20 protein-coding genes and 1 pseudogene are annotated in these 26,175 nt (G+C 38.6%); 10 read left to right on the forward strand and 11 right to left on the reverse strand.

Annotation, left to right across the window (positions count from 1 at the left end):
* Positions 1-32: 32 nt before the first annotated feature.
* Genes mtnB through CYAN7822_RS18450 form a run of 3 tightly spaced genes read right to left on the reverse strand, consistent with a single transcriptional unit; the run spans position 33 to position 2,336 of the window.
* Complete coding sequence (mtnB, locus tag CYAN7822_RS18440) at positions 33-650, reverse strand: methylthioribulose 1-phosphate dehydratase (RefSeq protein WP_013323770.1); 618 nt, start codon at positions 648-650, stop codon at positions 33-35.
* Positions 651-665: 15 nt separating this feature from the next.
* Positions 666-1,325, reverse strand: coding sequence for an HAD-IB family phosphatase (locus tag CYAN7822_RS18445; RefSeq protein WP_013323771.1), 660 nt, complete (start codon positions 1,323-1,325; stop codon positions 666-668).
* A gap of 54 nt (positions 1,326-1,379) precedes the next feature.
* Entirely contained in the window at positions 1,380-2,336 is a 957-nt protein-coding gene (locus CYAN7822_RS18450; RefSeq protein ID WP_013323772.1) for an N-acetylglucosamine kinase, read from the reverse strand.
* Between the two features lie 289 nt (positions 2,337-2,625).
* Here CYAN7822_RS18450 and CYAN7822_RS18455 point away from each other — a divergent pair, with 289 nt between their 5' ends.
* Together CYAN7822_RS18455 and CYAN7822_RS34675 are read left to right on the forward strand one after the other, a co-directional pair.
* Positions 2,626-2,853, forward strand: a complete 228-nt coding sequence (locus CYAN7822_RS18455) for a PqqD family peptide modification chaperone (RefSeq protein ID WP_013323773.1) — start codon at positions 2,626-2,628, stop codon at positions 2,851-2,853.
* Positions 2,854-2,900: 47 nt separating this feature from the next.
* Positions 2,901-3,539: pseudogene (locus CYAN7822_RS34675) on the forward strand (pyridoxal-phosphate dependent enzyme); the annotation flags it as partial.
* Here the strand turns inward: CYAN7822_RS34675 and CYAN7822_RS18465 are convergent.
* Positions 3,536-5,473, reverse strand: coding sequence for a phosphodiester glycosidase family protein (locus CYAN7822_RS18465; protein ID WP_013323774.1), 1,938 nt, complete (start codon positions 5,471-5,473; stop codon positions 3,536-3,538). The pseudogene CYAN7822_RS34675 and the gene CYAN7822_RS18465 overlap by 4 nt on opposite strands.
* Before the next feature lie 147 nt (positions 5,474-5,620).
* On the reverse strand, positions 5,621-6,958 hold the full coding sequence (locus tag CYAN7822_RS18470) for a DUF1254 domain-containing protein (RefSeq protein ID WP_013323775.1): 1,338 nt from the start codon (positions 6,956-6,958) through the stop codon (positions 5,621-5,623).
* A gap of 597 nt (positions 6,959-7,555) precedes the next feature.
* Here CYAN7822_RS18470 and CYAN7822_RS18475 point away from each other — a divergent pair.
* From CYAN7822_RS18475 to CYAN7822_RS18485, 3 genes are read left to right on the forward strand one after another with little or no spacing between them, the layout of a single operon-like run.
* On the forward strand, positions 7,556-9,838 hold the full coding sequence (locus CYAN7822_RS18475; protein ID WP_013323776.1) for a coiled-coil domain-containing protein: 2,283 nt from the start codon (positions 7,556-7,558) through the stop codon (positions 9,836-9,838).
* A gap of 18 nt (positions 9,839-9,856) precedes the next feature.
* Positions 9,857-11,089 carry a sugar ABC transporter substrate-binding protein gene (locus CYAN7822_RS18480; protein ID WP_013323777.1) on the forward strand — a complete coding sequence of 411 codons (1,233 nt, stop codon included), beginning with the start codon at positions 9,857-9,859 and terminating at the stop codon, positions 11,087-11,089.
* A gap of 20 nt (positions 11,090-11,109) precedes the next feature.
* Positions 11,110-12,456, forward strand: coding sequence for a mechanosensitive ion channel family protein (locus CYAN7822_RS18485; protein ID WP_013323778.1), 1,347 nt, complete (start codon positions 11,110-11,112; stop codon positions 12,454-12,456).
* A gap of 213 nt (positions 12,457-12,669) precedes the next feature.
* Here CYAN7822_RS18485 and CYAN7822_RS18490 read toward each other — a convergent pair whose 3' ends face one another.
* The 5 genes from CYAN7822_RS18490 to CYAN7822_RS18510 all read right to left on the reverse strand — a co-directional run bounded on the left by CYAN7822_RS18490 (position 12,670) and on the right by CYAN7822_RS18510 (position 19,432).
* Positions 12,670-14,520, reverse strand: a complete 1,851-nt coding sequence (locus CYAN7822_RS18490; RefSeq protein WP_013323779.1) for a hypothetical protein — start codon at positions 14,518-14,520, stop codon at positions 12,670-12,672.
* Positions 14,521-14,598: 78 nt separating this feature from the next.
* Positions 14,599-15,432, reverse strand: a complete 834-nt coding sequence (locus CYAN7822_RS18495) for an FkbM family methyltransferase (protein ID WP_013323780.1) — start codon at positions 15,430-15,432, stop codon at positions 14,599-14,601.
* Entirely contained in the window at positions 15,429-16,151 is a 723-nt protein-coding gene (locus CYAN7822_RS18500; protein WP_013323781.1) for a class I SAM-dependent methyltransferase, read from the reverse strand. Before CYAN7822_RS18500 ends, CYAN7822_RS18495 begins: the two co-directional genes overlap by 4 nt.
* A 20-nt stretch (positions 16,152-16,171) precedes the next feature.
* Complete coding sequence (locus CYAN7822_RS18505; RefSeq protein WP_013323782.1) at positions 16,172-17,659, reverse strand: glycosyltransferase; 1,488 nt, start codon at positions 17,657-17,659, stop codon at positions 16,172-16,174.
* Positions 17,660-17,770: 111 nt separating this feature from the next.
* On the reverse strand, positions 17,771-19,432 hold the full coding sequence (locus tag CYAN7822_RS18510; protein WP_245602597.1) for a hypothetical protein: 1,662 nt from the start codon (positions 19,430-19,432) through the stop codon (positions 17,771-17,773).
* On the opposite strand from CYAN7822_RS18510, the gene CYAN7822_RS18515 reads away from it, so the two are divergent.
* The 3 genes from CYAN7822_RS18515 (at position 19,431) to CYAN7822_RS18525 (ending at position 22,587) form a co-directional block, all read left to right on the forward strand.
* On the forward strand, positions 19,431-20,336 hold the full coding sequence (locus CYAN7822_RS18515) for an SDR family NAD(P)-dependent oxidoreductase (RefSeq protein ID WP_013323784.1): 906 nt from the start codon (positions 19,431-19,433) through the stop codon (positions 20,334-20,336). The two genes, CYAN7822_RS18510 and CYAN7822_RS18515, sit on opposite strands and share 2 nt — an antisense overlap.
* Before the next feature lie 91 nt (positions 20,337-20,427).
* Positions 20,428-21,690: an ATP-grasp domain-containing protein gene (locus tag CYAN7822_RS18520; protein WP_013323785.1), complete on the forward strand. Its 1,263-nt coding sequence runs from the start codon at positions 20,428-20,430 to the stop codon at positions 21,688-21,690.
* Positions 21,691-21,696: 6 nt separating this feature from the next.
* A complete protein-coding gene (locus CYAN7822_RS18525; protein WP_013323786.1) occupies positions 21,697-22,587 on the forward strand; it encodes a succinate--CoA ligase subunit alpha in 891 nt (296 codons plus the stop codon).
* Positions 22,588-22,662: 75 nt separating this feature from the next.
* Here the strand turns inward: CYAN7822_RS18525 and CYAN7822_RS18530 are convergent, their stop codons facing one another.
* Positions 22,663-23,844 carry an aldo/keto reductase gene (locus tag CYAN7822_RS18530; RefSeq protein WP_013323787.1) on the reverse strand — a complete coding sequence of 394 codons (1,182 nt, stop codon included), beginning with the start codon at positions 23,842-23,844 and terminating at the stop codon, positions 22,663-22,665.
* Between the two features lie 155 nt (positions 23,845-23,999).
* On the opposite strand from CYAN7822_RS18530, the gene CYAN7822_RS18535 reads away from it, so the two are divergent.
* Positions 24,000-24,911: an ABC transporter permease gene (locus tag CYAN7822_RS18535; RefSeq protein WP_013323788.1), complete on the forward strand. Its 912-nt coding sequence runs from the start codon at positions 24,000-24,002 to the stop codon at positions 24,909-24,911.
* A 112-nt stretch (positions 24,912-25,023) separates the two neighbouring features.
* Entirely contained in the window at positions 25,024-26,163 is a 1,140-nt protein-coding gene (locus CYAN7822_RS18540; protein WP_013323789.1) for a DegT/DnrJ/EryC1/StrS family aminotransferase, read from the forward strand.
* Positions 26,164-26,175 lie beyond the last annotated feature (12 nt).

The raw sequence follows: 26,175 nt of genomic DNA on the forward strand, positions 1-26,175 counted from the left end.
GAAATTTTGACGGAAATAAATTCTAATTTTTGTTATAGACTTAGTTGGTGAGAAGCGACGATATAACGAAAAATATACTCAGTCAGTTCTATATAATGTTGTGCTTTTTCGGTAGATTCTGCCCAAACGGTGACACCATGATAGACAATGAGAAGGGCAGGGACATCAGGAGGCGTTGCTGAAAATCGTTCACTAATTTCTTGAGCAATGCGAGGCACTTCTAGGTAATTTTTAAAGACTGGCATAACGACTTCTGGGTTTTCTTTCCATACCCCTAACCCTTTTAGCATTTCTAGAGGAGGTAACGGTAAAATTTCCCCTTCTGTGAAGCGAGAAACTAAGTTAGCTTCCACTGAATGAACATGATAACAAGCATTAGCTTGAGGGAATAAAGAATAAATAGCTTGATGAATGCTCGTTTCAGCAGAGGGACGGTTTTGAGGATGGGGAGACTCTAACACCTCTCCTTGTGGGGAAACTCTGACAAAATCGTTTTCTTGGAGTTGCCCTTTGCTTTTTCCACTGGCGGTTATCCAGAAACTACCATCCTCTAGTTTAGCCGAAAGGTTGCCGGCCGTGCCTACCATCCAACCGAGTTGGTAAAATTGACGCGCGGCATTAATTAAGTCTTGACGGAGATCACTGGTCATGTTTTTAAGGCAAAATTATAGATTTTTCATTAAATAGTCTCGCACATCAAAAAAATCATTCCAGGGAATATAAGGTTTATTTTCTGATTGCATATAGTCGATCAAGCGATCACGGGCAAAAACGAGATCCGCTTTTAAGGCCATATTAATATCGGTAACAGAGTCACCAATGGCAATGGTTTTTTCGGCTGAGTATTTGGCCATCACGTCGACTTTTGCCACTAATTCTGTCTCTCCTTCTACTGGTGAATAAATTTGAAAATATTCTTGACTGGTGTCTATTTCTACCGCCCAAATATCCAGCACTCGCTCAAGCAGTTGGTGTCGTTCTAATACGGTTTCTACCATTCCCTTAACGCCTCCAGATATGACGACAAAGGGAATTTTTTTGTGATCGAGAAAGTCTAATAATTCGGGTAAACCGGCACGGATAGGTTTATCCTGAGCATAAGTGAGACTATCGGGATAAACCGAGGAGGGAATAGATTCTAGAATTTTTCTGACTCCTTCTCTTAAGGTTAGCTTACGCTCATAAAGTTGCGGCATAATTTGAGCGCATAATTCAGGAGCGAATGTTTTTAGCATTCCGACAAAAGTTTCTATTGCGGTGATCGTGCCATCAAAGTCACAGAAAACAATGTTTTTTAGGGTGGGTTGCTGAGATAATTTTTCCAAGGCTAGTCTATAGATTGATTTTTCAATATTTTAATATGACTAGGCTACGGTCATTTAAGCAAGTGGGTTAAAAGTTTGTAAAGCTAATAAAGCCGCTCCATAAGCGGGTTCATGACGAGGTTGAATGACTCTTATCTGTGGGGAATGTTGCTCTAAAAGTGCTTGAAATCTTGCTCGGATGGGATATTGACTCTGCCACACACTGCCACTTGTCACAATTTCAATAATTTCGCTCTCAGAAAAAAGGGTTTTTTTAACGATTTTTGTGCCTTCAACTAATTCATTAACGGTTTGTTCTAGAATCTTTTGAGCCGCTAAATCTCCGGCTACTGCTACCTGATCGATCAAAGGTGCTAAACTAGCAATTTCGCTAACGCCCCATTCTTTTTGATAAATTGTTTTAACTAGATCTTCTAGACTGGCTAAACTGAGGTGTTGTTGAAAATAGGCTGAGAGAAGCGTTTTTTCTCCGCTTCCATCAAAACCTTTTAAAGCCGCTTTCATTCCCCGAATAGCAATGGTATAAGCGCTGCCTTCATCGCCTAAAAGATGTCCCCACCCTCCCACTCGTTTCACTTCTCCTCGTTTATTCCGTCCAAAAATAATCGAACCGGTTCCTGCATTAACCAGAATTCCTATGGCTTTAGCGGCTCCCCCAACTAAGGCAATTAAAGCATCATGAGAGATGACGATATTCCCCGACAACAAGCTCCATTTTATCGGCAATTTTTCACTCGATTGTAATTCCTTAACCCAATTTTGTATAACTTGAAAATCCTGGGGACGGGATACCCCGGCTAATCCTATACCTAGGGCTTTTATTTCGATTTTATTGAGGTTTTCTGTAGCTTTTTCTAGGGCAGTTTCCATTGCTAAGAAAGCTTTTTGTTCACCCACCAAATGATAATTAGAACAGCCTCCATAACCTCGACCTCGAATTTCCCTATTTTCATCCATTAGGATACATAATGTTTTGCTGCCGCCGCCATCAATTCCCAATACATAATTCATAATCTATAGTATTTATATATATATGTTTATAGCCAAAGCGGATTTATTAAGAAAAGTAAATTTATCTTGATAAACTTAATGAAGTTGTGTTTATTTGTTAGTCAATGTATTTAAATCAATTTAATTATGTAGTTCAGTCATGAGCAACATATAAGCCTCAAAAGATTATAAAGCTTAATCTGAGGCACTTCTAGCCTTGTGACTCTAACTGTCCAATAAACAAGCTGCCATTTTTTGATCTGGCAGCATTAAAAAATCAATTTTACGAAGCTAAAAAACTTCAAAACTTATGATAACAAAAGATTCCCTGATCGTGGCGGCTCAAGAACAAACATTTTCCGAATTAGATCATGAAACCGTGATCCTTCATCTGAAGTCCGGCGTGTATTACGGACTTAATGCGGTGGGAACAACGATCTGGAATTTGATTCAACAGCCTAGGGCGATCACAGAAATACTAGACGCTATGCTCACTCAGTATCAGGTTGAGGCCTCTGTGTGTGAGCAGACTTGTTGAACGTCATGCCTTCTGAAGCTCCTAGCGTCTAGTTAGCGGCCACTCGAGGATACGGCGCAGAAGTCATTCTCTATCAACCTTCCGAAACCGAACGGGAAAAAGTTGCTCAAAAACTCGCCCAAGAACGGAATTTAACCATTATCCCTCCCTATGACCATCAAGATATCATTGCCGGTCAGGGAACCGTTGCCGCTCAATTAATCGAAGAAGTCGGACCATTAGATTTATTATTAGTTTGTTGCGGGGGTGGGGGTTTACTTTCTGGTTGTGCTATCGCCGCAAAAACCCTTTCTAATAATTGTCGTGTAATTGGGGTTGAACCACAACAGGCTGATGATGCTACTCGTTCTTTTTATAGCCGCACCCTTGTGACGATTCATAACCCCGATACCATTGCCGATGGGGCGCGTACACCCTCTTTAGGTCAGCTAACTTTTCCTTTAGTTTTACATTATGTGGATGAAATGGTCACGGTCAGTGAAGCCGCTATCCGACGCACAATGAAATTTTTATGGGAGCGGCTAAAAATTGTTGTTGAACCCACTGGAACTCTAGCCGCAGCCGCTTTATTAGAACATCTCATTTCGGCCCAACAAAAGCGGGTAGGTGTCATTATTAGTGGGGGCAATGTGGATTTAAACAAAGCCGAGTTCTACTTTAATTACTCAGCAAGTATTAGTCATTAAAATTTAGGGTTAATAAAAACCCCGATGCCATTATGAACTTTAGCGGCTGTTACCGGAGAGCGATCAATTAATTGACCTCCTAAAGCCAGAGAAGTAGAACTTCCCCCGTCCAAATTCAAAGCATCAACTGCCCCTAAAGCTTGTAAAATTTGAGCAAATTCTGCTAAAGTAGCACCTGTTCCTCCTACTCGGTTATGAACAGCGACTAGGATTAATTTTTCTCCTCGAGTGGTAGCGATGGCACTTCTCGAGGCTTTTTGCTCTTGAAACCCTTTGCTAAACTGTTCGGCGGCGGCATCGAGAACAATTTGCCCATTGAGCAATAATAGAGGACCGGCTCCTAAAATCTGAGGATAACGATTAAACTCAGGGGGAATAGTGGCACTATTTAAATTAACTTGTGTTCCGGGGATCAAACTCGAAGCCGCTACAGCATTTTTACGAATAATTAATAGATAACCTTGAGCCGGAATGGGAAACTGATTTTGTGCGGCAGAGGATGCTTGTCGCTGTTCAATAACCTGATTATTTTCAACAGTAATAATTATTTCGTTATCACTTAAAGGCGTATAAAAGCTGCCCCAGTCTCGGGTATAACGCGCCATTCCCCCTTGAATATATCCACTATTAACTAACCCGATGGGAATCTGATTTCCGTTATTAGTGGTTAAAGTTTCTTGCAGACGCAAACGACCTATTTTTACCTCTCCTTTTTCATTCCAAGCGATGGCTCCTCGGTTAAGAATTGGCCCAGATAGCCAACGATTGTTACTCCGAATTGCGCCTAGGGGTAACTTGTTATTGCGGTTAAAAAATCCTCCATTAATGGCAGCAGAAGCCCCCGTTATTCTAGCTGTAGCGGCAATAGGGGCAGTGCCTTCTAGACTATTCGCATTAGAGGTGACGGGTTTAAAAGAAATGTTAGAGGTATTTAAATCAATTAAGAGCGAAGTAACCGGAAATAAATCTCCTTTAGCTGTAATTATTTGTTGTCTCCAGACAATTCCAGGAGTCCATTGTATTTCCCGTTCCACTTTTTCATCCGGGCGAACATCTACCACAAGGCGAGGAGGGTTAGATAAACTAAAAACCCGAATTCCGTAAGCAGTGGGTAAATTTAATAATAATTTGGTGGTGGTTTTTTCGCCGGTTAAAGAAAACAGTTGAGGGTCAAATTTAGCATTAGATCCTGTGCCGAGATCATCCTCATTTGTCGTACTTCTAGAAGCGTTAGGAGAAGCTATCGGTAAGGGTTGATAAGTGCCCATTAATTGGGAATTTGCTATCCCTTCAATAAGCACGGCTCCTTCATTTTTCGCTTGACTAACGAGCCAAAATGTTGGGCGATCCAGATCAATAACAATGCGTTTCCCCCAACTTTGATCACCTTGACGGATGTTTTGAATTTGGGCGGGTGGGATGTTTAAATTTAGGGTATTGCCTACAGCTTGTATTTCAGTTCCAGCCGTTTGTAAGATATCGGTAAGGTCTAAATAGCGATAGGGTGCAATGAATTTAGCTTTGAGAATTGTGGGTTGATTCGGATCGTTATTAAACCACACTACCGGCTGAATTTCTGGATCACGGGTGCTTAATAAATACACTCCTAAAATATTCATGACTCCAGTATCACTGATTCCTATTCTTGTGGATGTTCCTTCTTGCCACTGACTCCAAGCAACGGAATATTTACGCCCATTAATACTGATTTCATTGCCTTGTTGAAGCTCAGAAAGGTTACTTTGAGCCAATAGAGTTTGAGGGCGGAAATTACGAGGACTGTTCGTTAAAATTGTTTCTGAGTTAATTGCAATTTCACTCTTGTTGAGTTGGGGAGGTTGAGCGGGAAAATTATTGGTGACGTGGTACACCATCGCCACTGCTACAAAGGAAAAGGAAAATATGCTTAGGGAATGCCAGTTATCTTCTCTCACACCTAAATTTATCCTAAAAGGCTTTTTTTAAATTGTAAGGCCTCTTGTACAGAGAGATTTTTCTGGAATAATTAAGGCGCTTAGACTTTATTCTTAGCATAGACATCTATGTTAGCGGCTGATAGGGTTCGCTCAAAGGGTGAATGTTTAAGAAATTCGTCTTACTGGGGGTGGCGACCAAAGTTTGTTTAATACCGGTGCTTTAGGCCAATAAAGTCTCAGGATCAGATTGAAATCGTCTTGCGGTGACGGAAGCCAATTTGACTGTTGATCTTTGCCGGGTGATGAGTGTTGGATGTAGATGTCGAGAGAACCATCCTGATTGTAGGTCAAATGGTCTCGATCGCCAATGGCATAGCGGTCTAGGGGATTATCGACAAAAAATTGTTGATTATTGTACATTGTTATTGACCAGAAGGCGTTGACCGGCGGAATTTGATCGCACTCAAAATGAATAACATAGCGATTTTCTCCAGTTAACGGGTTGCCTGCCTCATCGACTCGCGTCAGGGGGTAGATAGCATCTTCAGGCAAATTTGCGCCTAATCCAACCCAAGCAACGCCAGCACGGTGAAGGTAGTTCGTTCCGTAGCTCCCCAAGTTATATGTCATTAACCAATTGTTCTTGACCTCTGCTTTTGGACTCGAGCCTGCGGCAACGACTTGTTCATGTGCGGCTTGAACACTGCGCGATAACCCTTTAATGACACTTGGGGTCAGGGATTGAAGCTCAAAATCTTCTCCCGGTACAATGCCAATTTTGGCCAATTTCTCCACCATTTCAAGATCTTCCGGAGCCGGTGGATTGTTTTTCATTAAAGAAGACATTTGTTTAAAAAAGGTAGCTGCGTCGAGGTTTTTCACCTGTTCAACGGGGGGAGTTTGAAGATCAATTCCCTTGGCAACGGGTACGCTAGTCGGAGGTTGGTAAGGTTTGCCCCATTGACTCAACGGCGTTAACTGATACTGGTTTTGGATAGCATTGACCGCCTCATAATCGGCTTTTGCGTTTGTCTGAGTTCGTCCGATAATCCAAACCAGAGAAGTCGGAGACGGGATTTTTTGTACCCCTTCAGGCAGTTCTCCTGTCCAACCCGGAGCAACAATGGCAAAATCGCCTTTTCCTGTGCCCGTTGTCCGCTTGCCAGGGGAAGCAAAAACGTTTGTCCAAGCATCTAGCATTGGCATCAGATAGTAACGCCCTGCCGTATCGGGAACACTCAAAATCATCGGTTCATTTGAAAGATCAAGCCAAGCTGAGGAGTAAAGTGTATCGGAGTTGGGACTGACAACCGCAGTAAAGGAGGCATCGGGAAAGGCTCTTAAATGGGCAAACTGGTTAATGGGGGCTTTCATTCCTTCTGGGGTGGCGACGGAGGTCAATAGGGCTTTGCTAACCTCCATCAAGACAAGGGGATATCCGTAGATATAGGCTTCAACTCCCAGTTGAAAGGCTTGTTCTTCTGATAAAACAACATTTCTCATGATTCTCCTTCTTTACTCATAAAATCACTACATATTTACCACTAGCTGCGTTTCAAACATTTATGTTTTCTTTATAACAATCTTCTATTAACTCCTGATTAAACTATAAATCTATCTTTTGAAAGTGGTCAAATAGTTTAAATTAATTTACAGATGACTTTGCCAAGTTGCCATTTTTTGATACTGTGATGTCTGTACGGACTTGTAAAATCTAAAACAGAAAAGACTAGGTTAAGCTACAAAGCTGTAAAAGTACCTATAAATTTTCTTTAAGTAGTACAAGTATATTAAATTTTTGAGTCTCATTATTTTCCCAAAGGTTTGTGATGCAATTAACAGTTTTTTTTAAAAGACAGATCAAAGGGAGCAGTTTAGGCATTTGGATTTTTTGAACGCCATTAATGTTTTATAATTGTGTATTAAAATAGTTTTTTTAAATTTCTATATTATAACCTATATAACTCTTTGCTGCTCTATATTAATTAGTTTTGAATAGCTATCCTGTCAAAAGTTGAGCAAATTTTTAATTAATATCCACTGAAGGAAAAACTAAATTTTTCCTAAATAGCTAGTTAAAATTTGTGAGGAGCGACAATTATGAATAAACGGTTACAGCCATTAATCTATTTAATTCCCTGGTTCTGTGGGGGATTAGCCTTCACCAGTAGCTATTTGCTAACTGCCAATGCCCTTGCTAATCCTATTGAAATAACTCCCTCTGGCGAGAGAAATCGTCACTCTATCTCAGAGTTTCCTTTTGAACAGGATAAAGATGAAAACCTAAAATTAACTACTTTTTCAAAACCTTTACTCCAAATTGAAAATTCTAATTCCTGTCGAAATTTTACTCTAATTGAAGAAGAACCGCTATCTGCCAATAGTTCTTGTGCCGCAGATTTAGCTGGAGTATCTAGTATTTCAGAATATAATTTTGCTACATTACAAACTTTAATTACTCAAGAAAGCACACCTAATAATATTCCCGAATCTCCCAAGAAAACCGAACAAGATAAACCCGAGAAAGAAAAAGATAAATGGCATTTTAGCTTTCAGCCTTACGCCACCATTCCAGTTACGGCTTATGGTACAGCAACAGCCAGGGGACGTACCGTCAGTTATAGCCTATCTCTAGGAGAGTTACTTGATGATTTACGAATGACGGCAAGTGGTCGCGTTGAAGCCTGGAAAGGTCGTTTGGGTTTTATTATGGATGGATATTATGTCAGTTTAAAAGGTGTTGATAGTATGGCAAGAACCCGCTCAAGAGTTCCTAATACTATTAATGCTATAAATTTTTTACTCAGTAAAGATGTTAATACAAACCTTCAAAAAATAGCTAATTCACTTGATAAAAACGTTGATAATTTGCAAAAATTACAAACCTTACAACAAAGTGATGCTATTCAAAATTTAGAACAAACAGTTCAGAATTTTAAAGCAACGGCGGGTGCAGATGCCCAAGCTTTACGGGAACTCGAACAAAAAATACAGACTATTAAACAAACAGCAAGTATCGATGCTGAAGCGTTACGGGAATTAGAGCAAAAATATCAAAATTTTAAAGCTACTGTCAGTCAAGATGCTGAAGCTTTACGAGAACTTGATCAAAAATATCAAAATTTTAAAGCTACTGTCAGTCAAGATGCTGAAGATTTACGAGAATTAAAACAAAAAGTTCAAAATTTCCAAGATACTGTAGCTCAAGATGCTGAAACTTTACGAGAAATACAGGAAAAAATTGATAATTTTAAAGATATTGTCGGTCAAGATGGCGAAAGATTCAAGGCTTTAATTTTCAATCTTCAGCAAGTAGAAGGAATCAACTTAGACCGCCAAGAATTAAAAGAACTTATTACTCTAAATAATCAGGATAGACAAAGATTTCCTATCCAACCCGAATTAAATGAACGATTGCAGCAATTTGCCACAAGGCTTGACAATTTAGGGCAGTTACAACAGAATTTAATCTCTTCAAAAGAAGGCTTAGAACAAGCCAGTCAAAAAATTGATGAATTAAAAACTTTACAACAAGATATTTTTTCCTTAAATAATCGAGATATACAGAGATTTAATACCAAGGAAAAGTTAGAGACGAAACTTCAAAATATTATTACCAAAATAGAAGATTTACAACAGTTACAGCAAGATTTAATCGCCTCAAGAGAACGCCTAGAACAAGCGAGTCAGCAAATCCAAAAACTGCGAGCTTTACAAGACAGTGGAACTTTACAACAACTCGATACAGAAATTCAAAATGCTAAAACCGTACTGGATCAAAATATTGAATATCTTAATAAGTTAAAACAATTTCAAGAAAATAGAGAAGTTCAACAACTCGCTTCAAATTCGGAAACCGAATTACAGTTTGATCAAGGAATCTATGATTTTGCCTTAAGTTATAATCTTGGCGATCTCCCGATGTATGAACACCTTGATAAACCCTCTAATCAAACATTTCCTCGTATTTGGTTTCAACCGATTGCCGGTGTTCGGCTCAATGATATTAACATCAAAATAGATGAAACAATTAACCTAAAACTATCAAGTAGTTTAATTAAATTTGAGGGAACTTTTCAAGAAACTTTTCAGCAAGGCCGTACCTGGTTTGATCCTTTAGTAGGTGGAAAATTAGGAGTACAAATTTCCGAACCTCTTACCCTTTGGGTGCGGGGAGATTATGCCGGTTTTGGTTTAGCCGGGGATACCGATTATAGTTGGAATGTTTTCTTTGGAGTAGATTGGTGGATTCGTCGTCATCTTTCCCTCCAATTAGCTTACCGTTTTTATGAAATTAATTATCGAGTGGGAAGCGGGAATAATGCTTATGGATATTCCCAAAACCTCAATGGCCCATTTATCTCGGCAACATTTCATTTTTAGCTAAGGCTTGAGGATAGTATGATCAAAAAATTTACCAAAAGATTTTTAATAACAGTCTTATTATTGTTGCTAACTTCTTGTAGTCTAGATTCTTTAGCTCAAATCTTTAATGAGCAAGGAGAACTGTTAATTAGCTATTCTTTTCAAGGTCACCTTGCCGAGATGCTCAACCGTTCTTTTCAAGAATTTCAACAATTAAATTCAGGCGTTCAAATTGTTAGTCAGTATTGGCCTCAAAATCAACTTAAATCACAATTTATCAAACAGGCAAAAGACGGCCTTGGCCCTAGTATAATTATTGATTTTGCTCAAGAAATGCCAGACCTCATTAAAGCGGAGGTAATTTCACCGATAGATGAAAAAAATATTGATTTATCTGTTTACCTTAGCCAAACTTTAACACAAATTCGTTATCGGACGAAAATTTATGGTTTACCCTTGGGTTCTCAAATACAAGTGCTTTGTTATAACCAAGCGTTACTTAAACCATCACAGCAGACAAAAGATACCAGTTTAATTCGACCTCCGACCCGCTTAGAAGAACTTTTAGAACAAGCTAAAAAAGGCTATTCAGTGGGTATGGTTTCGACTTTTGAAGATACCTTTTGGGGAATGGGGATTTTTGATGCTCAATGGTTTAATAGTCAAGGATTAATTATGCCCGTGAAACTTCAAAACTGGGCTAAATGGTTACAGTGGCTCAAAAAAGCTGAAAACTTGCCCAACTTTACTTTAATAGGACAGCGAAATCTTCTTCATTCGGCTTTTGCTGACGGTAAATTAGTTTACTATATTTGTAACTCAACTGAAATTGATGATTTAAAAAATGAATTAAAAGATAATTTACGTATTGCTCCTCTTCCATCTGAACTAGACAGACCTGCTACGCCTCTACTTTATACCAGAATTATCATGTTGAATCATAGTTCTAATCCAGACGAGATACGTCTAGCTTTACAATTAGCAGAATTTTGGGCTAACCCTGAACAGCAAATTCAAGGTATTGTTCAATCTCAGGCTTTTGTTCCTATTACTCAAAATGTTGCAATAGATCCTGATATATTCCCAATAGAAGCAACCTTAATACAACAATCGAAAACTGCTGTTGCTATTCCTATAAATGCTATGGAAAAAATCATGCCGATTTTTGAACAGGCAAATATTTTATATAAAAAAGCACTCTTAGGAAATATAACACCTGAAGAAGCCGCTTTTAAATTAACTCAAATTGCCAAAGCACAAATGCCCTAGTCAGCTTAGAGGAATAAAAAATGTTGAGCCAAAATCATTTACCTACCTTATCAGATGTTATTATTAAGCAAACTCTCTTTTTAAAACGTTCTGACATTCAACATCAATTACTGGCCATTACGCTTTCTTTAGTTATCAGTTGGCTTTTATCTAAATGGTTTTGGCGTTGGTTACAAAAAACTTTCCCCCAAGCAACAGCATTCATTTGGAATGATGCTAGATTACCTCTGGGCCAGTATCTAGCTATGCTTATAGAAGAACTTGGTTTTCCTCTTATTAGCCTCATAGCACTTAATTTAAGCCAAATTATTTTTATTACTCTAAATTATACGAGGGGACTTTTAACGACGGCAATAACATTAATGTGTATTTATTTATTTTATCGCTTTTTCCTAGCTTCTTTGTATGCTACATTTTCTATGGCTGCCGTCCGAGAATACCATTATCGCCTTTTAGCACCTTTGGGTTGTATTTTTATTTTAGGAACGATTGTTAATCTGTATGATAGTGTAGAACAATTAGCCCAAATCTCAGTTTTAACATTATTTAATAGCTCAATTACTTTGGGCAATATATTTATTCTTATAGCGGGTTTATATTTTTGGATGACGGTAGTAATTTTTCTAGAAAAGTTAGTTCATATTTTTCTAGGTAATCGGCCTCAAATAGATTCAGGTTCACTTGAAGCAAGTTTATTACTCATTCGCTATTTTTTGATTGCCCTGGGAATAGTTGTCATTTTAGGCTATATTGGGGTGAATGGAACGGCTTTAGCCGCTATTACTGGGGGGTTATCTGTTGGTATTGGCTTTGGCTTACAACAGGTCGTTAGTAATTTTATTAGTGGATTTATTTTATTATTTGAAAAAGTATTAAAACCGGGTGATATTATTAGTATAGACAATCAAGTATGTGAGGTAACAAAGTTAGGTATTCGAGCGACTACTGTAAAAATGGCAACTGATAACTCGGAAAAAATCATTCCTAATCAGAAATTTTTTACCTCCGATTTAACGACATATACAGGAAGTGATCGCTTAGTCAGTTGTTCGATCGTTATCGGAGTAGGCTATAGTTCAAAGACCAAACAAGTTATGGAACTTTTACTTCAAGTTGCTGATACTCATCCTCAAGTTCTCAAAAATCCTGCTCCTCTCGTTTTTTTTGTTAACTTCGGGGATTCAAGTTTAAATTTTGAATTGAAGATTTGGATAAATTGGTTAAATGATATCAATACTAGAAAACAAATTATTAGTGATTTATGCTGTTTAATATTAGAAACCTTCTCTAAACATAAAATAGAAATTCCTTTTCCGCAAATCGAGGTTCATATTGATCAAATTCGGAGTCATGCCAATTCTTTGTGAAGATGCCCTAAACTAAGAAAAGCAATTTGATCTATCCTATAGTCACATATATCTTAACAATAAGTAGTGTGTTACAAAAGTATTTTTGGTGGGTTACGGCGCGGATCAAATATTATCGGTTTTTTATCCAAATCATCCCCGCACCTAACCCACCCTACAATTTATAATTTTTTCTTATCACCATAAGGACAGGAGATCGCTAATGACTAATAACTAATGACTACTGACATATAAATCAAAATAAGTTTTATTCATGATTTGTCGTCTAACCGATGTTTTTTTGATAGCGCAGACAGCTATTATTCCTTGTTTTTGGGTAAGCTGTTCACTATTGATAATTAAACCGAACATTTGTCCGTTTTTTAAATTGATTTTTTGAATATAAGTTGTATTGGGATTGACTTGAGTCAGTTCTTCGGCGATTTTTTGATAATAGGGATGAATCGATGATGCTGCGGCTCGAAAATCCGATAAACGTATATTAGGGATATTCGTTTGTTTAAGAGTGGCATCAGCAAGAAAATTAAGATTAGAACCAGGACTATTGCGAAAATATAAGGCTTCTGTAGCGGCAGAACAAGGGATTTCTGAAAATTGAGCCGCTTGACTCAATAGTTTAGTGGTAATAGGTCCCAATAAAGTCAAACTTGCTAGAGCAATAGCAAAAATACATAAACCTAATGAATATGTTTTATCTGAAGGCGTTTTTAAGAAAAAATTTAACTTAAATTGATGAGCAATAAAAGATAATCCCAAGGCAGGAAAAAGAGAAAAAAAGGGAATCGTGGCGGCATAAGGTCTTATCAAAGCATCCCAAGGAGGAACAAAAGGCACAGAGATTAATACCCCAACAGCTACCCAAAGCATTAGGGATGCTATGGCAGAATTTCGTTGTTGATAAAAGTTAAATAAAGCTACCAGACTTAACAGTTTTAAAATTCCATTTAGCAGAGGGCTGAGAAGATAAGAAAAAATAAAGTTATCCCAAATAAAGATTTTCCAAGCTTTTAATAAACTGCCGCCTAAAATTAAAGGATTATCTCGAAAAGCTTTCCAGGCTAATAGATAGATTTTATCTTGACGTTCTTCACTATTTAAGTTGAGGAGTTCGGGATAATCAAGTAAAACACTATCCCACATTCCCCCGACGGCTAAACCATAAACAGTATAGGCAAAATTTCCATTACTTAAAGCATCAGGAGCGGCGGTTACTTTGAAGACAATAGAATTAATAATAAACCCTAATAAAACCACACTGACTCCGCCCAAAAAAAACTTACTAGAAAACCTAGATTCTCCTCGAAAAAATAGAGTTCCCCAACCAATCAAAGCCGGTAAAATTAAAAAGGCTCCGGCACGAGTATTTAAGGCTAAGGTAAGTAAAAATATTCCTAACAAGGATAAATTAATTTTCTGATTCGTTGCACCTCGCCAAAGCAGCGCTGTCCCCACTGTCCCCAGGGCTAACCCTAAGTTTTCGGTCATGATTCGTCCGATATAGAATCGGTAATATAAAATGATGATTGTCAATGATAATACAGCGATAAATGTTCCGTGAGTTCGTCGAATTTCACGAGTAAAGTAAAAACAACTAATCGCTGTAATTAGGGCAAAAATCGCTAAGGTGACTTGTAAATTCTGCCCTGTTATTCCTAAAAGAGTCGCTAATACTCCATGAGCTAAAGGCCGCCACGATGCTATTTCTAAAAAAGGATATCCTTCTAATAACCGTAGGGCGCTTTCATAATAGTCTTGAGCATCACTAACCGGCAATAATCCACCCAGAATAAAAGTGCTACTCTCGGCCCTACGCCAAATACTTGATAATAATATACTAAAAATCACAAGCGTGGTGCTAAAACTGCTTAATACTCCTATCCATCCCGAGGGACGGTAAGCTAAATATAAGACTAGAATAATGATTATAAAAAGAAAGGTAGAATCATTGGATAATAAGAGGGGATAAATTAGACTCGGTATTCCTATTGTTAATACTCCTGAGTAAAGGAATAGTCCAAACAGAAAAATAATTGCTGAGTAAAGTAAAAGTTTTGGTGATGGCATTGAGATTGATTAAAGTTTAGTGGGTTTCGCGCAAAGGAGCAAAGAAGAATTCCTTGGACTGCGGCTTTTTCAAGAGGTCTATAAAGAGGATTTTTCTCTCAGTTCTTTTTTAGAGAGAAGTAGGTCTATATATCCTCGTTTTTTAACTAGAGTATCTAGGAGTTTTCTGTCGGCTTTTGCTAGGTTTCCTCGTTGGGAAAGGATATATATATAATAATTTTTGTCTCTAAAAAATTGTAGAAGTTCTGCTGAATCAAAACCTAACTCAGACAGACTACTGGGCATATATTCTAAAGCAATGATGGCATCTGGATTAGCCATAAGGGTTTTTTCCATTCCTCGACAAACTGCTAATTCATAACCTTGAACATCAATTTTCATGAATTTGATTGCCGCATTTTCTAGTCTAGACTCGACAAAATGATCAATAGAGCAAATAGAAACAGCCGAAACTTTTTTCAAGTCTATGCCGGTTTTTTGGTATTCTGGAGTAACAATTTTATGATCCCCATGATGGTTGTCATTATGCCATAAATTGACGAGTCCTTCTCTTTCTCCAACGGCTGATTGAATGGCAATAATCTTTTCTATTTGATGATTAAATTTGATAATTTCTTGCAAACTATTAAAATTTTTTTCGTCTGGTTCAAAAGCATATATTTTAAATTCTGGCGCAATCACTTTGGCAAAAATTGTGGCAGTGTAACCTATATTAGCTCCCACGTCTAAAATATGGCCGCCTCGGAAAAGTTCGGGATATTTTTGAGTTAGTCCAAAAAAAGGGTCTTCAAAATATTGTTTATAGAGAAAGTAAGCAAAATAAAAGATTTTTTTCAACCAAATTCTCTTGAATAGTCCGCTTTTGTTAACTAAACTATAAATTAATAAAAGTAAATTTTGTAGGATTTTCATTTTTTTTCTAAAACGACTAAAACCCGAAAAGCAAACCAATTGCTGGCAAAAGAGAGCGCGTTCTCTAAAGCTAAGACCGGCTTTAAAAGCTTAATAGGTAACCGAGAGGGGTTTTCAAATCCACCACTAAGAGGATAGGCAAAAAAAGCTAGACGACGATGATAAATTTTCTTAAAGTCGGGATATTTTTCTTTAAATGAATTATAGTTTTTTTCAAATAAAATAGTAGCAAAAGCTTGGTTAGCATCAAAAGGTTTTCGGTCTTGAGAAGGTTCAACCCAAGCTAAAGGATTTTGCTTAAAGTCCACAGGTTCCGGATGGAAAAAATGATAAATTGGCCAAGAGACTAGAGATATATAAGGTTCCATCATCGCGACTCGACCACCCGGACGCAGCACTCGCAAAGCTTCATTAAAAAATAGCGTGACATTTTCAATATGATGCAACACATCAAACATGACAATATTATCAAAACTTTCCTCCTCAAAAGGCAAATCTTGAGCATCAGCTACTACATCAATCCAGGGTAAGGGCATAATATCAGTAGAGATAACATTGGGATAAAATTCTTGAAAATTTCCGGTTCCTCCACCCAATTCTAGTGTATTTCCTGGCTTTAACTGTGTCGTTATCTCTTCATACCAGCGTCTATATAGTTCTCGGATAATAGGCTTTTTTTCCCAGATAGCGCGATGATTTTTTAAAATCTCTTCTGACATTTTCGCTCCCCCTTTTGAGATTAACGAAATTTAATTTTTTTAGCCGCATACAAACACATTTTTAAGAGAACTAAACCCTCCTTAAAATGATGAATATTAGAACGCCCATAAGTTCGAGGAAAATATTTTACAGGAATATCTTTAATTTGTAACCCTAATTTAGCCGCACCAAACAATAAATCAAAATCCCCAAAGGGATCAAAATCACCAAAATAAGAGCGGTTAGCCGCAATTCGTTGGTAATTTTCTTTAGATAAAGCTTTAGTCCCACAAAGAGAGTCTTTGATTTTAGTATTTAGTAAATAAGATAATAGCCAAGCAAAAAAACGATTAGCGATTCGATTTAGCCAAGGCATTGCTTGATTACTTAACGGATAAATTAAGCGGCATCCATTAGCCAATTCACAACGCCCTGAAGCCACCGCTTGAAAAAAATAAATTAAATCTTCTGGAATAACGGTCAAGTCAGAATCTAAAATAATCAAAATATCGCCAGTGGCCATGGCAAATCCTTCCCGCACAGCATTGCCTTTTCCTTGTCCTTTTTGCTGACATATTTTAATATCCCACTCTTGACTATATTTCGCTTGAACTCGTTGTATTTCTTCCCAAGTATTATCTGTAGAATGTCCTTCCACAAAAATAATTTCTGTATGCTTTCCTAAAGCCGGCATTCGGGTGATACAACTTTCTATATTGCCGGCTTCGTTTCTGGCCGGTATAATGACTGAACAGGTAAGATTATGAAAGTTTTGCTCACCGGGGAATGAAGGCGGCTGAATTCGGGCAATAATATATTCTGTTAAACAGAGATGATTGATGATGGGTAATGGAGCTAAAATTTTATTAAACAACCAAAATAAAAGCGGAATTCGTCTAGGTAACAACATTTGTTTTCCATGAAAAACCACTTCAAATCCTTCTAAAATTAACAAGTTTTTGACATCTTCATAGCTTAACCAATTCGCATTTTTTATTGGCTTTCTCTGTCCTAAAAAAGTCGCTAATTTTAAAATTATTTCCCAAGCTGGATTATGAAAAGTCAAAATTATTTTAGTAGAAGGCTTACAAACTTGATGGATATTTGAAAAAGTTTTTTGTATATTTTTTAGACTACTGATAGTATTATCCAGTAAAATATAATCAAAATGTTTCTCATGGGAAAAAGCTTCTGCTTGAGCCACAGAAAAGTTCAGGTCTAAAAATTTCTCTCTAGCTATTTCTATGACTTGAGGGTCAATATCTATCCCCAAGCCCGATTGAGGATTAACTGCATTTAATAAATATCCCAAACCACAACCAATTTCTAAAACATCTGATTCAGGTTGAACAAAAAATTTATAGATATTTTCCAAGTCTTGATAATAATATAAGTTGCGTTTTCTCCATTTTTCTATAGATTCTCTATTAGCTATAGCAGTCCGCTCCCCATTGTGAACAAATCTTGTTGCTAAACGGGAAAAACGAGGCATAAATAAGGTAAAGGGCAGAGAAATTTTACAAATCATTTAGAATGGCTATATTAAATCACTAAAAAATTAACGTTAGCTTTATTTTAAATTATAAAAATCCGGTTAAGTTTACGGTAAAATTTGCAACAATTTTTAAAAACTCAACTTTTATTTATTCGGCTCATAACTCACCATTAACTCTCCTTGAGGATTATAAATATTGACAATTTTTTGAGTTTTATTACTAATGGCTTGCCAACTTTCTTCTAAGCGAGAAATATGATTAAGTAGCTCGATTTGAATTTGAATATTAGCTTGAGCTTTTGCTTGTAGTGCTGTTTGCCAGACCTGCTGCATATAGGAGGGAGTTAAATTAACTTTAATAATATTCTGAGTGATTTTATAATTACAAATATTTTCACTACCTTGACAAATTTCTGCTAATGTTTCCTGAATTTTTTGAAACTTAAGAGTATTTCTTAAATTAATTTCGGCTTGATTAAGAGCCAGCATATAATTACTTATTAAAGGTTGCGCTTGACTAGCTGTAAAGGTATTGGCTGGTATTTGCTTGAGGGAAGTGAGGGACAAGCGCCAATTAAATACAGCCTGAGACCATTGTTTACTCTGCTGAGATTTGAGCGCCAGTTGTGCTTGCTTAATCGCTTGATTGTAATACCTCTGAGCTAATTTTTCTTGTTCTAATCGCGCACGAGCTTGAGTCAATAGGGGCATATAAGTCTCTACTAATTGTTCTCCTTGCCCACTTAGGGTTGTTCCTGGGGGAATTTCCTTAAGCCGCTTGAGGACTGTTTGCCATGTAGCATAAACTAACTGCCAATCTTGGACAGTCTGAGCATTATTTTGCCTTATTTGTGCTATTTTTGCTGCTTTTTTAGCATTTAATACCATTATCTGAGCTTTTTCTTCGGCTTGAAGTCGTTGTTTGACACTGATTAAATTGCCTTGATACTCCCGGCTTTTAGCAGCAGCAAAAGAGAAAAAAGGACTTTCAGGAGGGACTTGATTTAAATTAGAGAGTGCTTGTTCCCACAACTGTCTCACCTGACCCCACGTCATAGCCGCTAAAGGGGCTTTTTGAGCGATGGCTACCGCTTGGGCCGCTTTTTTTTGAGCCGCCATAATCTGCTCTAAACTCTGCAAACGAGCTTGATATAAAACCCGTAGAGAAGCGGCCACAGCATAATCATTTGACCACCAAGGAATTTTCTCTAATTGCTCAACCGCTTCAGTTAATCGTTGTTGAGCCAGAGAAATATTTTCGCGCGAAGAATTTGACTCAAAAACCGCAAGAGCTTGGGCCGCCACTTCTTGAGATTGAGGAATTACTGGACATGAACCAACGCTACAGGGACGACTAACCACATAAATACCTCCCAAAAGCAAGATGATTCCTGAGCCAATTGCTGCTATCCTCTTTATTAACTGGTTAGTTAGATTAGACTTTAACTGAGCAAAAAAATGCTGTTTTAACTCAGTTGCTCCTACCAATAATAATCGCTTTTCTCTCTTTAAATTGGGGGCAAAAACTCGCTCATAAGCTTGATAATCATTAACCATAAAACCTATTTGAATTCGGAAAAATTGAGGAAAAGATTCGTCTTGCAAAATTATTTTAATTTCTGCGAAAACTTGGTTAGGAGAAACAGAGGTTGATTTATCAGTCTGGATAAAAATCATTAAATGATTGGCATTTAGCACACAGCTTACATTGATCAAAACCGAGGGTCCGAAAACTTCTTCTAAATGGTGTTGTAAACGGGCCTCGAAATCTTCTAAATTAAATGAATCCCTTGCTATTTTAAGCATGATTAAGACTCCTCCCCTCTCGGAACAAGTTGTTTTAATTACGGGCGCTTCTGCCGGAATAGGCGCAGCCCTCGCCCAAACTCTAGCGGAACGCTTTACCGGTATCCGTTTAGTTTTAGCTGCTAGACGAACTGAACAACTCGAGCAAGTGGCTAATGGATGCCGTCAAGCCGGTGCCGATGTATTAGTTATTACCACAGATATGTCATCATCAGAACAAGTAATTGCCCTAGCCCAAGGAGCCGTTCAACACTTTGGACGAGTGGATACTGTGGTTAACAATGCTGGCTATGGACAAATGGGCCCCATTGAATTAATTCCACTAGAAGCGGCTAAACATCAGTTTGCCGTCAATTTTTATAGTGTGCTTACTCTAGTTCAGACCTTGATCCCGGTTATGCGTTCCCAAGGCGGCGGCAGAATTATTAATATTAGTTCTTTTGGGGGACGGATGGCTTTTCCAGCCGGAGGGATGTATAGTTGCTCGAAATTTGCTCTAGAAGCCCTTAGCGATGTGATGCGGATGGAATTAAAAGCTTTTAATATCTTAGTTAGTGTGGTGGAACCCGGACCAGTAGTTACCGAATTTTTTGAAGCCGCTTGGGAAAAAATTGAAAAAACGGTTCCCGATCCGAAAAAAAATCTTTATGCACCAGCTTTAGCTAAAATTGAAGCAATTGATCAACAACTCTCTTTGTTAGGATGGACTCCTCAACAAGTGGCTCAGGTGATCCTGCGAGCTATGACTGCCCGTCGTCCTCGTCCTCGCTATATTGCAGCAACAGGCGGCTGGTTTTTTGTTCCCATGATGACAAGAGTCATGCCCACTTGGTTTACTGATGCCTTTTGGAAATATTTTTATGGCATTGATCAAGTGGAAAAACAATGGAAAAAAAGTCATTAGTCATTAGTCATTAGTCATTAGTTACGCTCGTACCGTTAAAATTTATAACTTATAACTTATAACTGATTACTGTTAACAGTTAACTGTATTTATGGATTTACTTGAATATCACGCTAAAGAACTGTTTGATGAAGTCGGTATCCCCGTTTTACCTTCCCAACCCATTCATGATACAGGAGAATTAAAACGCCTACAGATTCCCTACCCGGTTGTCCTAAAATCTCAAGTGCGGGCAGGCGGTAGGGGAAAGTCGGGAGGAATTCGCTTTGTAGAAAATACTATTGATGCTATAGCCGCCGCTAGAGCGATTTTTAGTTTACCCATTTTAGGAGAATATCCAGAGGTGATCCTAGCCGAAGCCCGCTATGATGCTCAAGAAGAATTTTTTCTGGCAGTGGTTCTTGATTATCAGCTACAACGTCCTGTGCTGTTAGGCTCGGTTAAAGGAGGTATGGATGTAGAAGCCTTACTTGAGTATATGCAAAGGGTGGTCATCGAAGAAGAGTTTTCTCCTTTTTATGCTCGTCGTTTAGTGAAAAAAATGGGCATTGCTGAAGGACTCATTGAGTCAGTGAGTACCATTATCGAAAAAATGTATTATTTATTTTGGGAAAAAGATTTAGATTTAATTGAAATTAATCCTTTAGGCGTGAATGCTCAAGGGGAAGTGATGGCGCTTGATGGGAAAATTTCTGTCAATGACTGCGCCCTAGATCGTCATCCTGAGTTAGCCTGTTTAATTTGTTCAAAAAAAGATTATCTACAAGGAGCGGCTGAAGAAAACGCGCTAAGAGACTGTGAAACCGTCGTGGATTTACACTGGCTTGAAGGTGTTGATGAACTGGGAAATGTGGGGATTATTTGTAATAGTCACGGATTGGCTTTAACCACTTGGGATTTAATTGTTCAGGCACAAGGAAAGCCAAATTATTGTTTAATTTTAGAAGAAGGCTCTGATTGTCCTTCGCTCTCTCAACAACTCGAGTTGGGATTAGAGCAGATGATGGAATTGTCAGCTTTAAAAGCCGTGTTAGTCAATATTGTTGCTAGTCCCGAAGTGAGTGAAACGGTAGCCCAAGCCATCGCTAATTACCTTCAACCTCAACTCAAACAGCAATTACCCCAAAAAGGAGAAGAACGAATTATTCGAGCCACTGGGGCCGGTTCGTCTCGCAAACGATTAGTTAAAACTCGCTCTCAATCCTCGAAACCTCAGCAAATTCAATGGGTAATTCGTCTGATTAATGGAGAAGTTCAACCGATTCAAGAAAGTTTATCGCTCTTGCCTCTCCACTGGACAAAAACTTTAGACGATGCTGTCAATCAAACTATCTCTATCTTAAAATCTAAGTAAAAAATTATGAAATGGAAAGCTAATTCTACCGTTCTGATCCAAGGAATGACAAGCCCCTTTGCCTTGGCTTATGTGCCTCGCTTGAAAAGTTTTGGAACTAATATTGTAGCTGGTGTGTCTGTGGGCGCAGGCGGGCAACAAATCGCTAATATTCCGATTTTTGATTTGGTAGAAGAAGCCATTGCTAATGTGGGAAAAATTGATATTAGTCTGATTTTTGTTGAGCCTTATCAGGTGTTAGATGCGGCTTTAGAAGCTATCGCAGCCGGCATAGAACAAATTATTATTATTACTCGGGGTGTACCCCCTTTAGATATGGTGGATTTACTGAAAAAGTCTCAGGTTAATAATACTTTTATTTTAGGGTCAGGGAGTCAAGGTATTATTATTCCGGATAAACTTTGGTTGGGTATTGGTGAACCTCAATGTTATCGTGCCGGTAAGGTAGGATTAATTAGCCGCAGTGACCGCTTAACGGATGAAATTGCTTTGATTTTATCGGCTTCTAAATATGGGCAATCTATGGCCGTTAGTTTGGGAACTGATGGTATTATTGGGGCGAGTTTTGAACAATGGTTACAAATTTTAGAAGAAGATGACGGAACCGATGCCATTGTTTTGTTAGGACAGGCCAATGGAAGTGCAGAATTTTCCGCCGCCGAGTATATTGCTTCTAGTATTGAAAAACCTGTTATTGCTTATATTGCCGGGGCTTCTTCTTCAGTCAAACGGAGTTTTGGTGATGCGGCAACCATTATTGCCACTCAATTATCTTATTCTCTTCCTATTACTCGCACAGAGCAACAATTATTGACAGCTTTTAAAGAGGCCAATATTACTGTTGCTAAGTCTCCTTTTCAGATTCCGAGTTTAGTCAAAAAAGCCCTTAAGTCTTGAGTGTTATTGTCGAATTGTCTGAAGGATTTATTCCACTTTTTGAGGGTCTGTTCTTCTTCCTAGCCCTGCTGAAAATTAACTGCTAGATAAACGCTGTCGTGCTTCCCCAGCTAACAACCGATGAGCATCCGCTAATAAATAGGGAATCTTATCAGCATGAGGACTATTTTTTAAACAGTCTTTTAAGTTTAATTGATCAAGATGGCCGGCATTTTGACCGGGAAACCAATGCCCCCCATTTCCTAACAAATTATAGCGAGCTTTAGCAAAATCGAGCATATCATAAGCCAGCACTAAATTCCTCAGCCAAAGAATCGCAATAATATTAATATTTCCTGGCGTATCATGATAAGTAGGTAAACCTACCCTCCAAGTTTTAACCCACTCCTCGCCTAAACAATTGATAGCTTCTTGTTCCAAGCGATGTAAAATCGGTGGTAAAACTTCAGCCGCCTGATCTAAAAGCGGTAAAGTCTTTAAATGTTCATCAAAATCTGCTGGTTTAGCCGCTCCAATACTGAGAGTATGAACCTGAGAATGGCTCAGGCAAAATAGGTCATTAAAAACCATCGGACTTAGAGGTTTACAAAGTTCTACCAGCTTGGCAGGAGGATTATACAATTGCCCTCCCTTATCCGAAGGACTAATAATAAATACACCGACATCATGTTTTTTAGCCGCTTCGATGGCTGCCCAATTATCTTGAAGAATGTAATACCAATGAAGATTAACATAATCAAATTGATCAGTTTCTATCGTTTTAACAATCGTGTTAGTATCCCCATGAGTAGAAAAACCAATAAAGCGAATTTTCCCTTGGGCTTGTAACTTTCTGGCTTCGTCTAAACAGCCGCCAGGACGGATACTTTGATGTAACAGTTCTGGGGTGTTAATACCATGCAAACCCAACAGATCGATATAATCTAGCTTAAGAAGCTTTAAAGACTTTTCCACGTCTCGGCGAAAATCGGCGGCATTTTCTTTCGGAGAAACTTTCGTTTGAATAATAATTTCATCTCTGGGGAATTGTGGAAAAATTCGCCCTAACTGTAACTCAGAAGTTCCATAACCCCGCGCCGTCTCAATATGATTAATCCCGGCTGCGAGTGCGGTTTTAATCGTTGCTTCTAAATTATCCTGACTCTCCTGAGAAATTTGCCAAGCCGGCACATCTTGCCAGCTAAACTGATAGCGCATTCCCCCACAAGAGAAAACAGGCATGGGTAATCCTGTGCGTCCAAACCTCCGATACTGCATAATGAAATCAAGATCAATAAGCTTTCATTTTTTATGGTAAAGGATTTACCACCTAAATGTTAGGTCGCAACAGTCATCAAAGCACCCCTTTCTAGGAGCTAATAAGAATCTTCCACTTTTCCCCTAATAAAAAAAGTCTCTTTGACTCCGTAATCATGACTACCACTACCTCCCTGATTAACCAACCTCAAATTAATAGCCTGTGGAGTGACGCTTGGCGGCGGTTTCGTCGAGATAAACTCGCGGTCTTAGGAATCATCGTCTTAGTGTTGATTATTTTTAGTATTTTGCTCGGACCTGTAGTTTATTCCGTTTCCATCAGCAAAATAGACTTTGCTCAATCTAGCCTACCCCCAAGTTGGCAACATCCCTTTGGAACAAATGACCTAGGACAAGACCAACTGGCTAGAGTGTTATTTGGCGGACGTATCTCCCTAACAGTAGCCTTAGCCGCCGTCAGCGTTGCCATATCTTTAGGCACTGTCATCGGAGCGATGGCCGGATTCTACGGAGGCGCGATCGATATTCTCTTGATGCGAGTAACAGATTTATTTTTATCTTTACCTCAATTACCCTTACTGTTGTTAGTCGTCTATTTGTTTCGAGATTCTCTGAAGTTAGTTTTTGGCCCTGAAATGGGTATCTTTGTGTTAGTGGTCTTAGTCATAGGTGGACTCAACTGGATGTCTGTCGCACGATTAGTCAGGGCTAACTTTTTAAAATTACGCTCGTTGGAATTTGTGGCCGCAGCAACCGCTATCGGTGCTGACCCTAAACGCTTAATTTGGGTTCATATCTTTCCCAATGTTCTTGGTGTAATTATTGTGGCAGCTACTTTAGCCGTTGGGGATGCAATTATTACTGAGTCCACCCTCAGTTTTTTGGGCTTAGGCTTTCCTCCCGATGTACCCACTTGGGGACAAATGCTATTTACAGCTAAAGATTATTTAACTTCTGCTCCCTATTTAGCTTTATTTCCAGGCATGGCCATTTTTTTAACGGTGCTGAGTATTAATTATATTGGGGATGGCCTACGAGATGCCCTAGATCCAAAAACTCGTCGTTAAGGTCTATTGAGAGCATAATTTAACAGAAAAATAGCGTTCTAAAGGCAATAGTCCCAGATGAGTTGATGATCATTTTTTAATTGAAAACTTTTTACTAATCCCTAGAATCAAGATGACTTCAACTTTAACAACTGTTCCTTTTGTTGATCTTGCTTGGCAAAATCAACGCTTGAAAATTGAAATTGCCCAAGCCATCGAAACCGTTATAGAACGAGGCGATTTTATTTTAGGTCAAGCTTTAGCTGAGTTTGAAACGGATTTTGCCGCCCGCTCTGGCGTAGACTATGGAGTAGGAGTGGGCACAGGAACCGCAGCCATTACACTAGGGTTACAAGCTTGTGGCATCGGTCTAGGGGATGAAGTGTTAGTCCCTAGCAATACTTTTATCGCCACTGTCATGGGAGTGATTGCTGCCGGAGCCATCCCCGTTTTAGTCGATTGTGACTTAAATACGGCTTTAATTGATTTAGAAGCCGCCGCCAAAGCTATTACCCCTAAAACTAAAGCGGTGATCGCAGTTCATTTATATGGACAAATGGTTTCTCCTTCTCAATTATTGGATTTTGCCAGTAGTTATAATTTACTGATTTTTGAAGATGCTGCCCAAGCCCATTTAGCCACTCGGGAAGGTTATACTGCCGGTTCAGTGGGGGTTGGTGCGGCCTTTAGCTTTTACCCAAGTAAAAATCTCGGGGGTTTTGGTAATGGGGGAATTTTCCTGACTAAAGACCCAGAAATTGCCAAAAAGGTGAAGACTTTGCGAAATTATGGCGCTCCTAGTAAATATTTTCACACCGAAATCGGCACCAACAGCCGCCTAGATACTTTGCAGGCTGCTATTTTAAAGGTTAAACTCACTCATCTGACGGCGTGGAACCAATGGCGAAATCGAGCCGCGCTATATTATGATCGTCTTCTTCTGCCTTTAGAAAAAAACGGAATCCTCAAAATCGAAAATCAAAGCGATCGCGGTCATGTTTATCATTTGTATGTGGTGCGGCTTTTCTTGACTCCCTTGACGCGGCAAGAAATTCAGGAGAAACTAGCAGCAAAAGGAATTCAAACCGGCATTCATTATCCGATTCCTTGTCATCTACAACCCGCTTATCATTATTTAGGTTATCAACCGGGTGATTTCCCGAATTCGGAAAAGCTCTGTGAGCAAATTTTATCTTTACCCATGTATGCTGGAATTGAAGATACTCAAGTTGAGTCGGTGGTTGAACAATTAGCTCTCATCATTAACCGTTAAAAGTTAGCTTGG

The sequence above is a fragment of the Gloeothece verrucosa PCC 7822 genome (genome assembly GCF_000147335.1).
In the GTDB taxonomy this organism is placed as follows: Bacteria; Cyanobacteriota; Cyanobacteriia; order Cyanobacteriales; family Microcystaceae; genus Gloeothece; species Gloeothece verrucosa.

Excerpts from the sequence above, each read along its gene's own strand:
- mtnB (WP_013323770.1), bottom strand. The coding sequence starts at position 650 with ATGACCAGTGATCTCCGTCAAGACTTAATTAATGCCGCGCGTCAATTT.
- CYAN7822_RS18450 (WP_013323772.1), bottom strand. The coding sequence starts at position 2,336 with ATGAATTATGTATTGGGAATTGATGGCGGCGGCAGCAAAACATTATGT.
- CYAN7822_RS18455 (WP_013323773.1), top strand. The coding sequence starts at position 2,626 with ATGATAACAAAAGATTCCCTGATCGTGGCGGCTCAAGAACAAACATTT.
- CYAN7822_RS18470 (WP_013323775.1), bottom strand. The coding sequence starts at position 6,958 with ATGAGAAATGTTGTTTTATCAGAAGAACAAGCCTTTCAACTGGGAGTT.
- CYAN7822_RS18475 (WP_013323776.1), top strand. The coding sequence starts at position 7,556 with ATGAATAAACGGTTACAGCCATTAATCTATTTAATTCCCTGGTTCTGT.
- CYAN7822_RS18480 (WP_013323777.1), top strand. The coding sequence starts at position 9,857 with ATGATCAAAAAATTTACCAAAAGATTTTTAATAACAGTCTTATTATTG.
- CYAN7822_RS18485 (WP_013323778.1), top strand. The coding sequence starts at position 11,110 with ATGTTGAGCCAAAATCATTTACCTACCTTATCAGATGTTATTATTAAG.
- CYAN7822_RS18490 (WP_013323779.1), bottom strand. The coding sequence starts at position 14,520 with ATGCCATCACCAAAACTTTTACTTTACTCAGCAATTATTTTTCTGTTT.
- CYAN7822_RS18495 (WP_013323780.1), bottom strand. The coding sequence starts at position 15,432 with ATGAAAATCCTACAAAATTTACTTTTATTAATTTATAGTTTAGTTAAC.
- CYAN7822_RS18500 (WP_013323781.1), bottom strand. The coding sequence starts at position 16,151 with ATGTCAGAAGAGATTTTAAAAAATCATCGCGCTATCTGGGAAAAAAAG.
- CYAN7822_RS18505 (WP_013323782.1), bottom strand. The coding sequence starts at position 17,659 with ATGATTTGTAAAATTTCTCTGCCCTTTACCTTATTTATGCCTCGTTTT.
- CYAN7822_RS18515 (WP_013323784.1), top strand. The coding sequence starts at position 19,431 with ATGATTAAGACTCCTCCCCTCTCGGAACAAGTTGTTTTAATTACGGGC.
- CYAN7822_RS18510 (WP_245602597.1), bottom strand. The coding sequence starts at position 19,432 with ATGCTTAAAATAGCAAGGGATTCATTTAATTTAGAAGATTTCGAGGCC.
- CYAN7822_RS18520 (WP_013323785.1), top strand. The coding sequence starts at position 20,428 with ATGGATTTACTTGAATATCACGCTAAAGAACTGTTTGATGAAGTCGGT.
- CYAN7822_RS18525 (WP_013323786.1), top strand. The coding sequence starts at position 21,697 with ATGAAATGGAAAGCTAATTCTACCGTTCTGATCCAAGGAATGACAAGC.
- CYAN7822_RS18530 (WP_013323787.1), bottom strand. The coding sequence starts at position 23,844 with ATGCAGTATCGGAGGTTTGGACGCACAGGATTACCCATGCCTGTTTTC.
- CYAN7822_RS18535 (WP_013323788.1), top strand. The coding sequence starts at position 24,000 with ATGACTACCACTACCTCCCTGATTAACCAACCTCAAATTAATAGCCTG.
- CYAN7822_RS18540 (WP_013323789.1), top strand. The coding sequence starts at position 25,024 with ATGACTTCAACTTTAACAACTGTTCCTTTTGTTGATCTTGCTTGGCAA.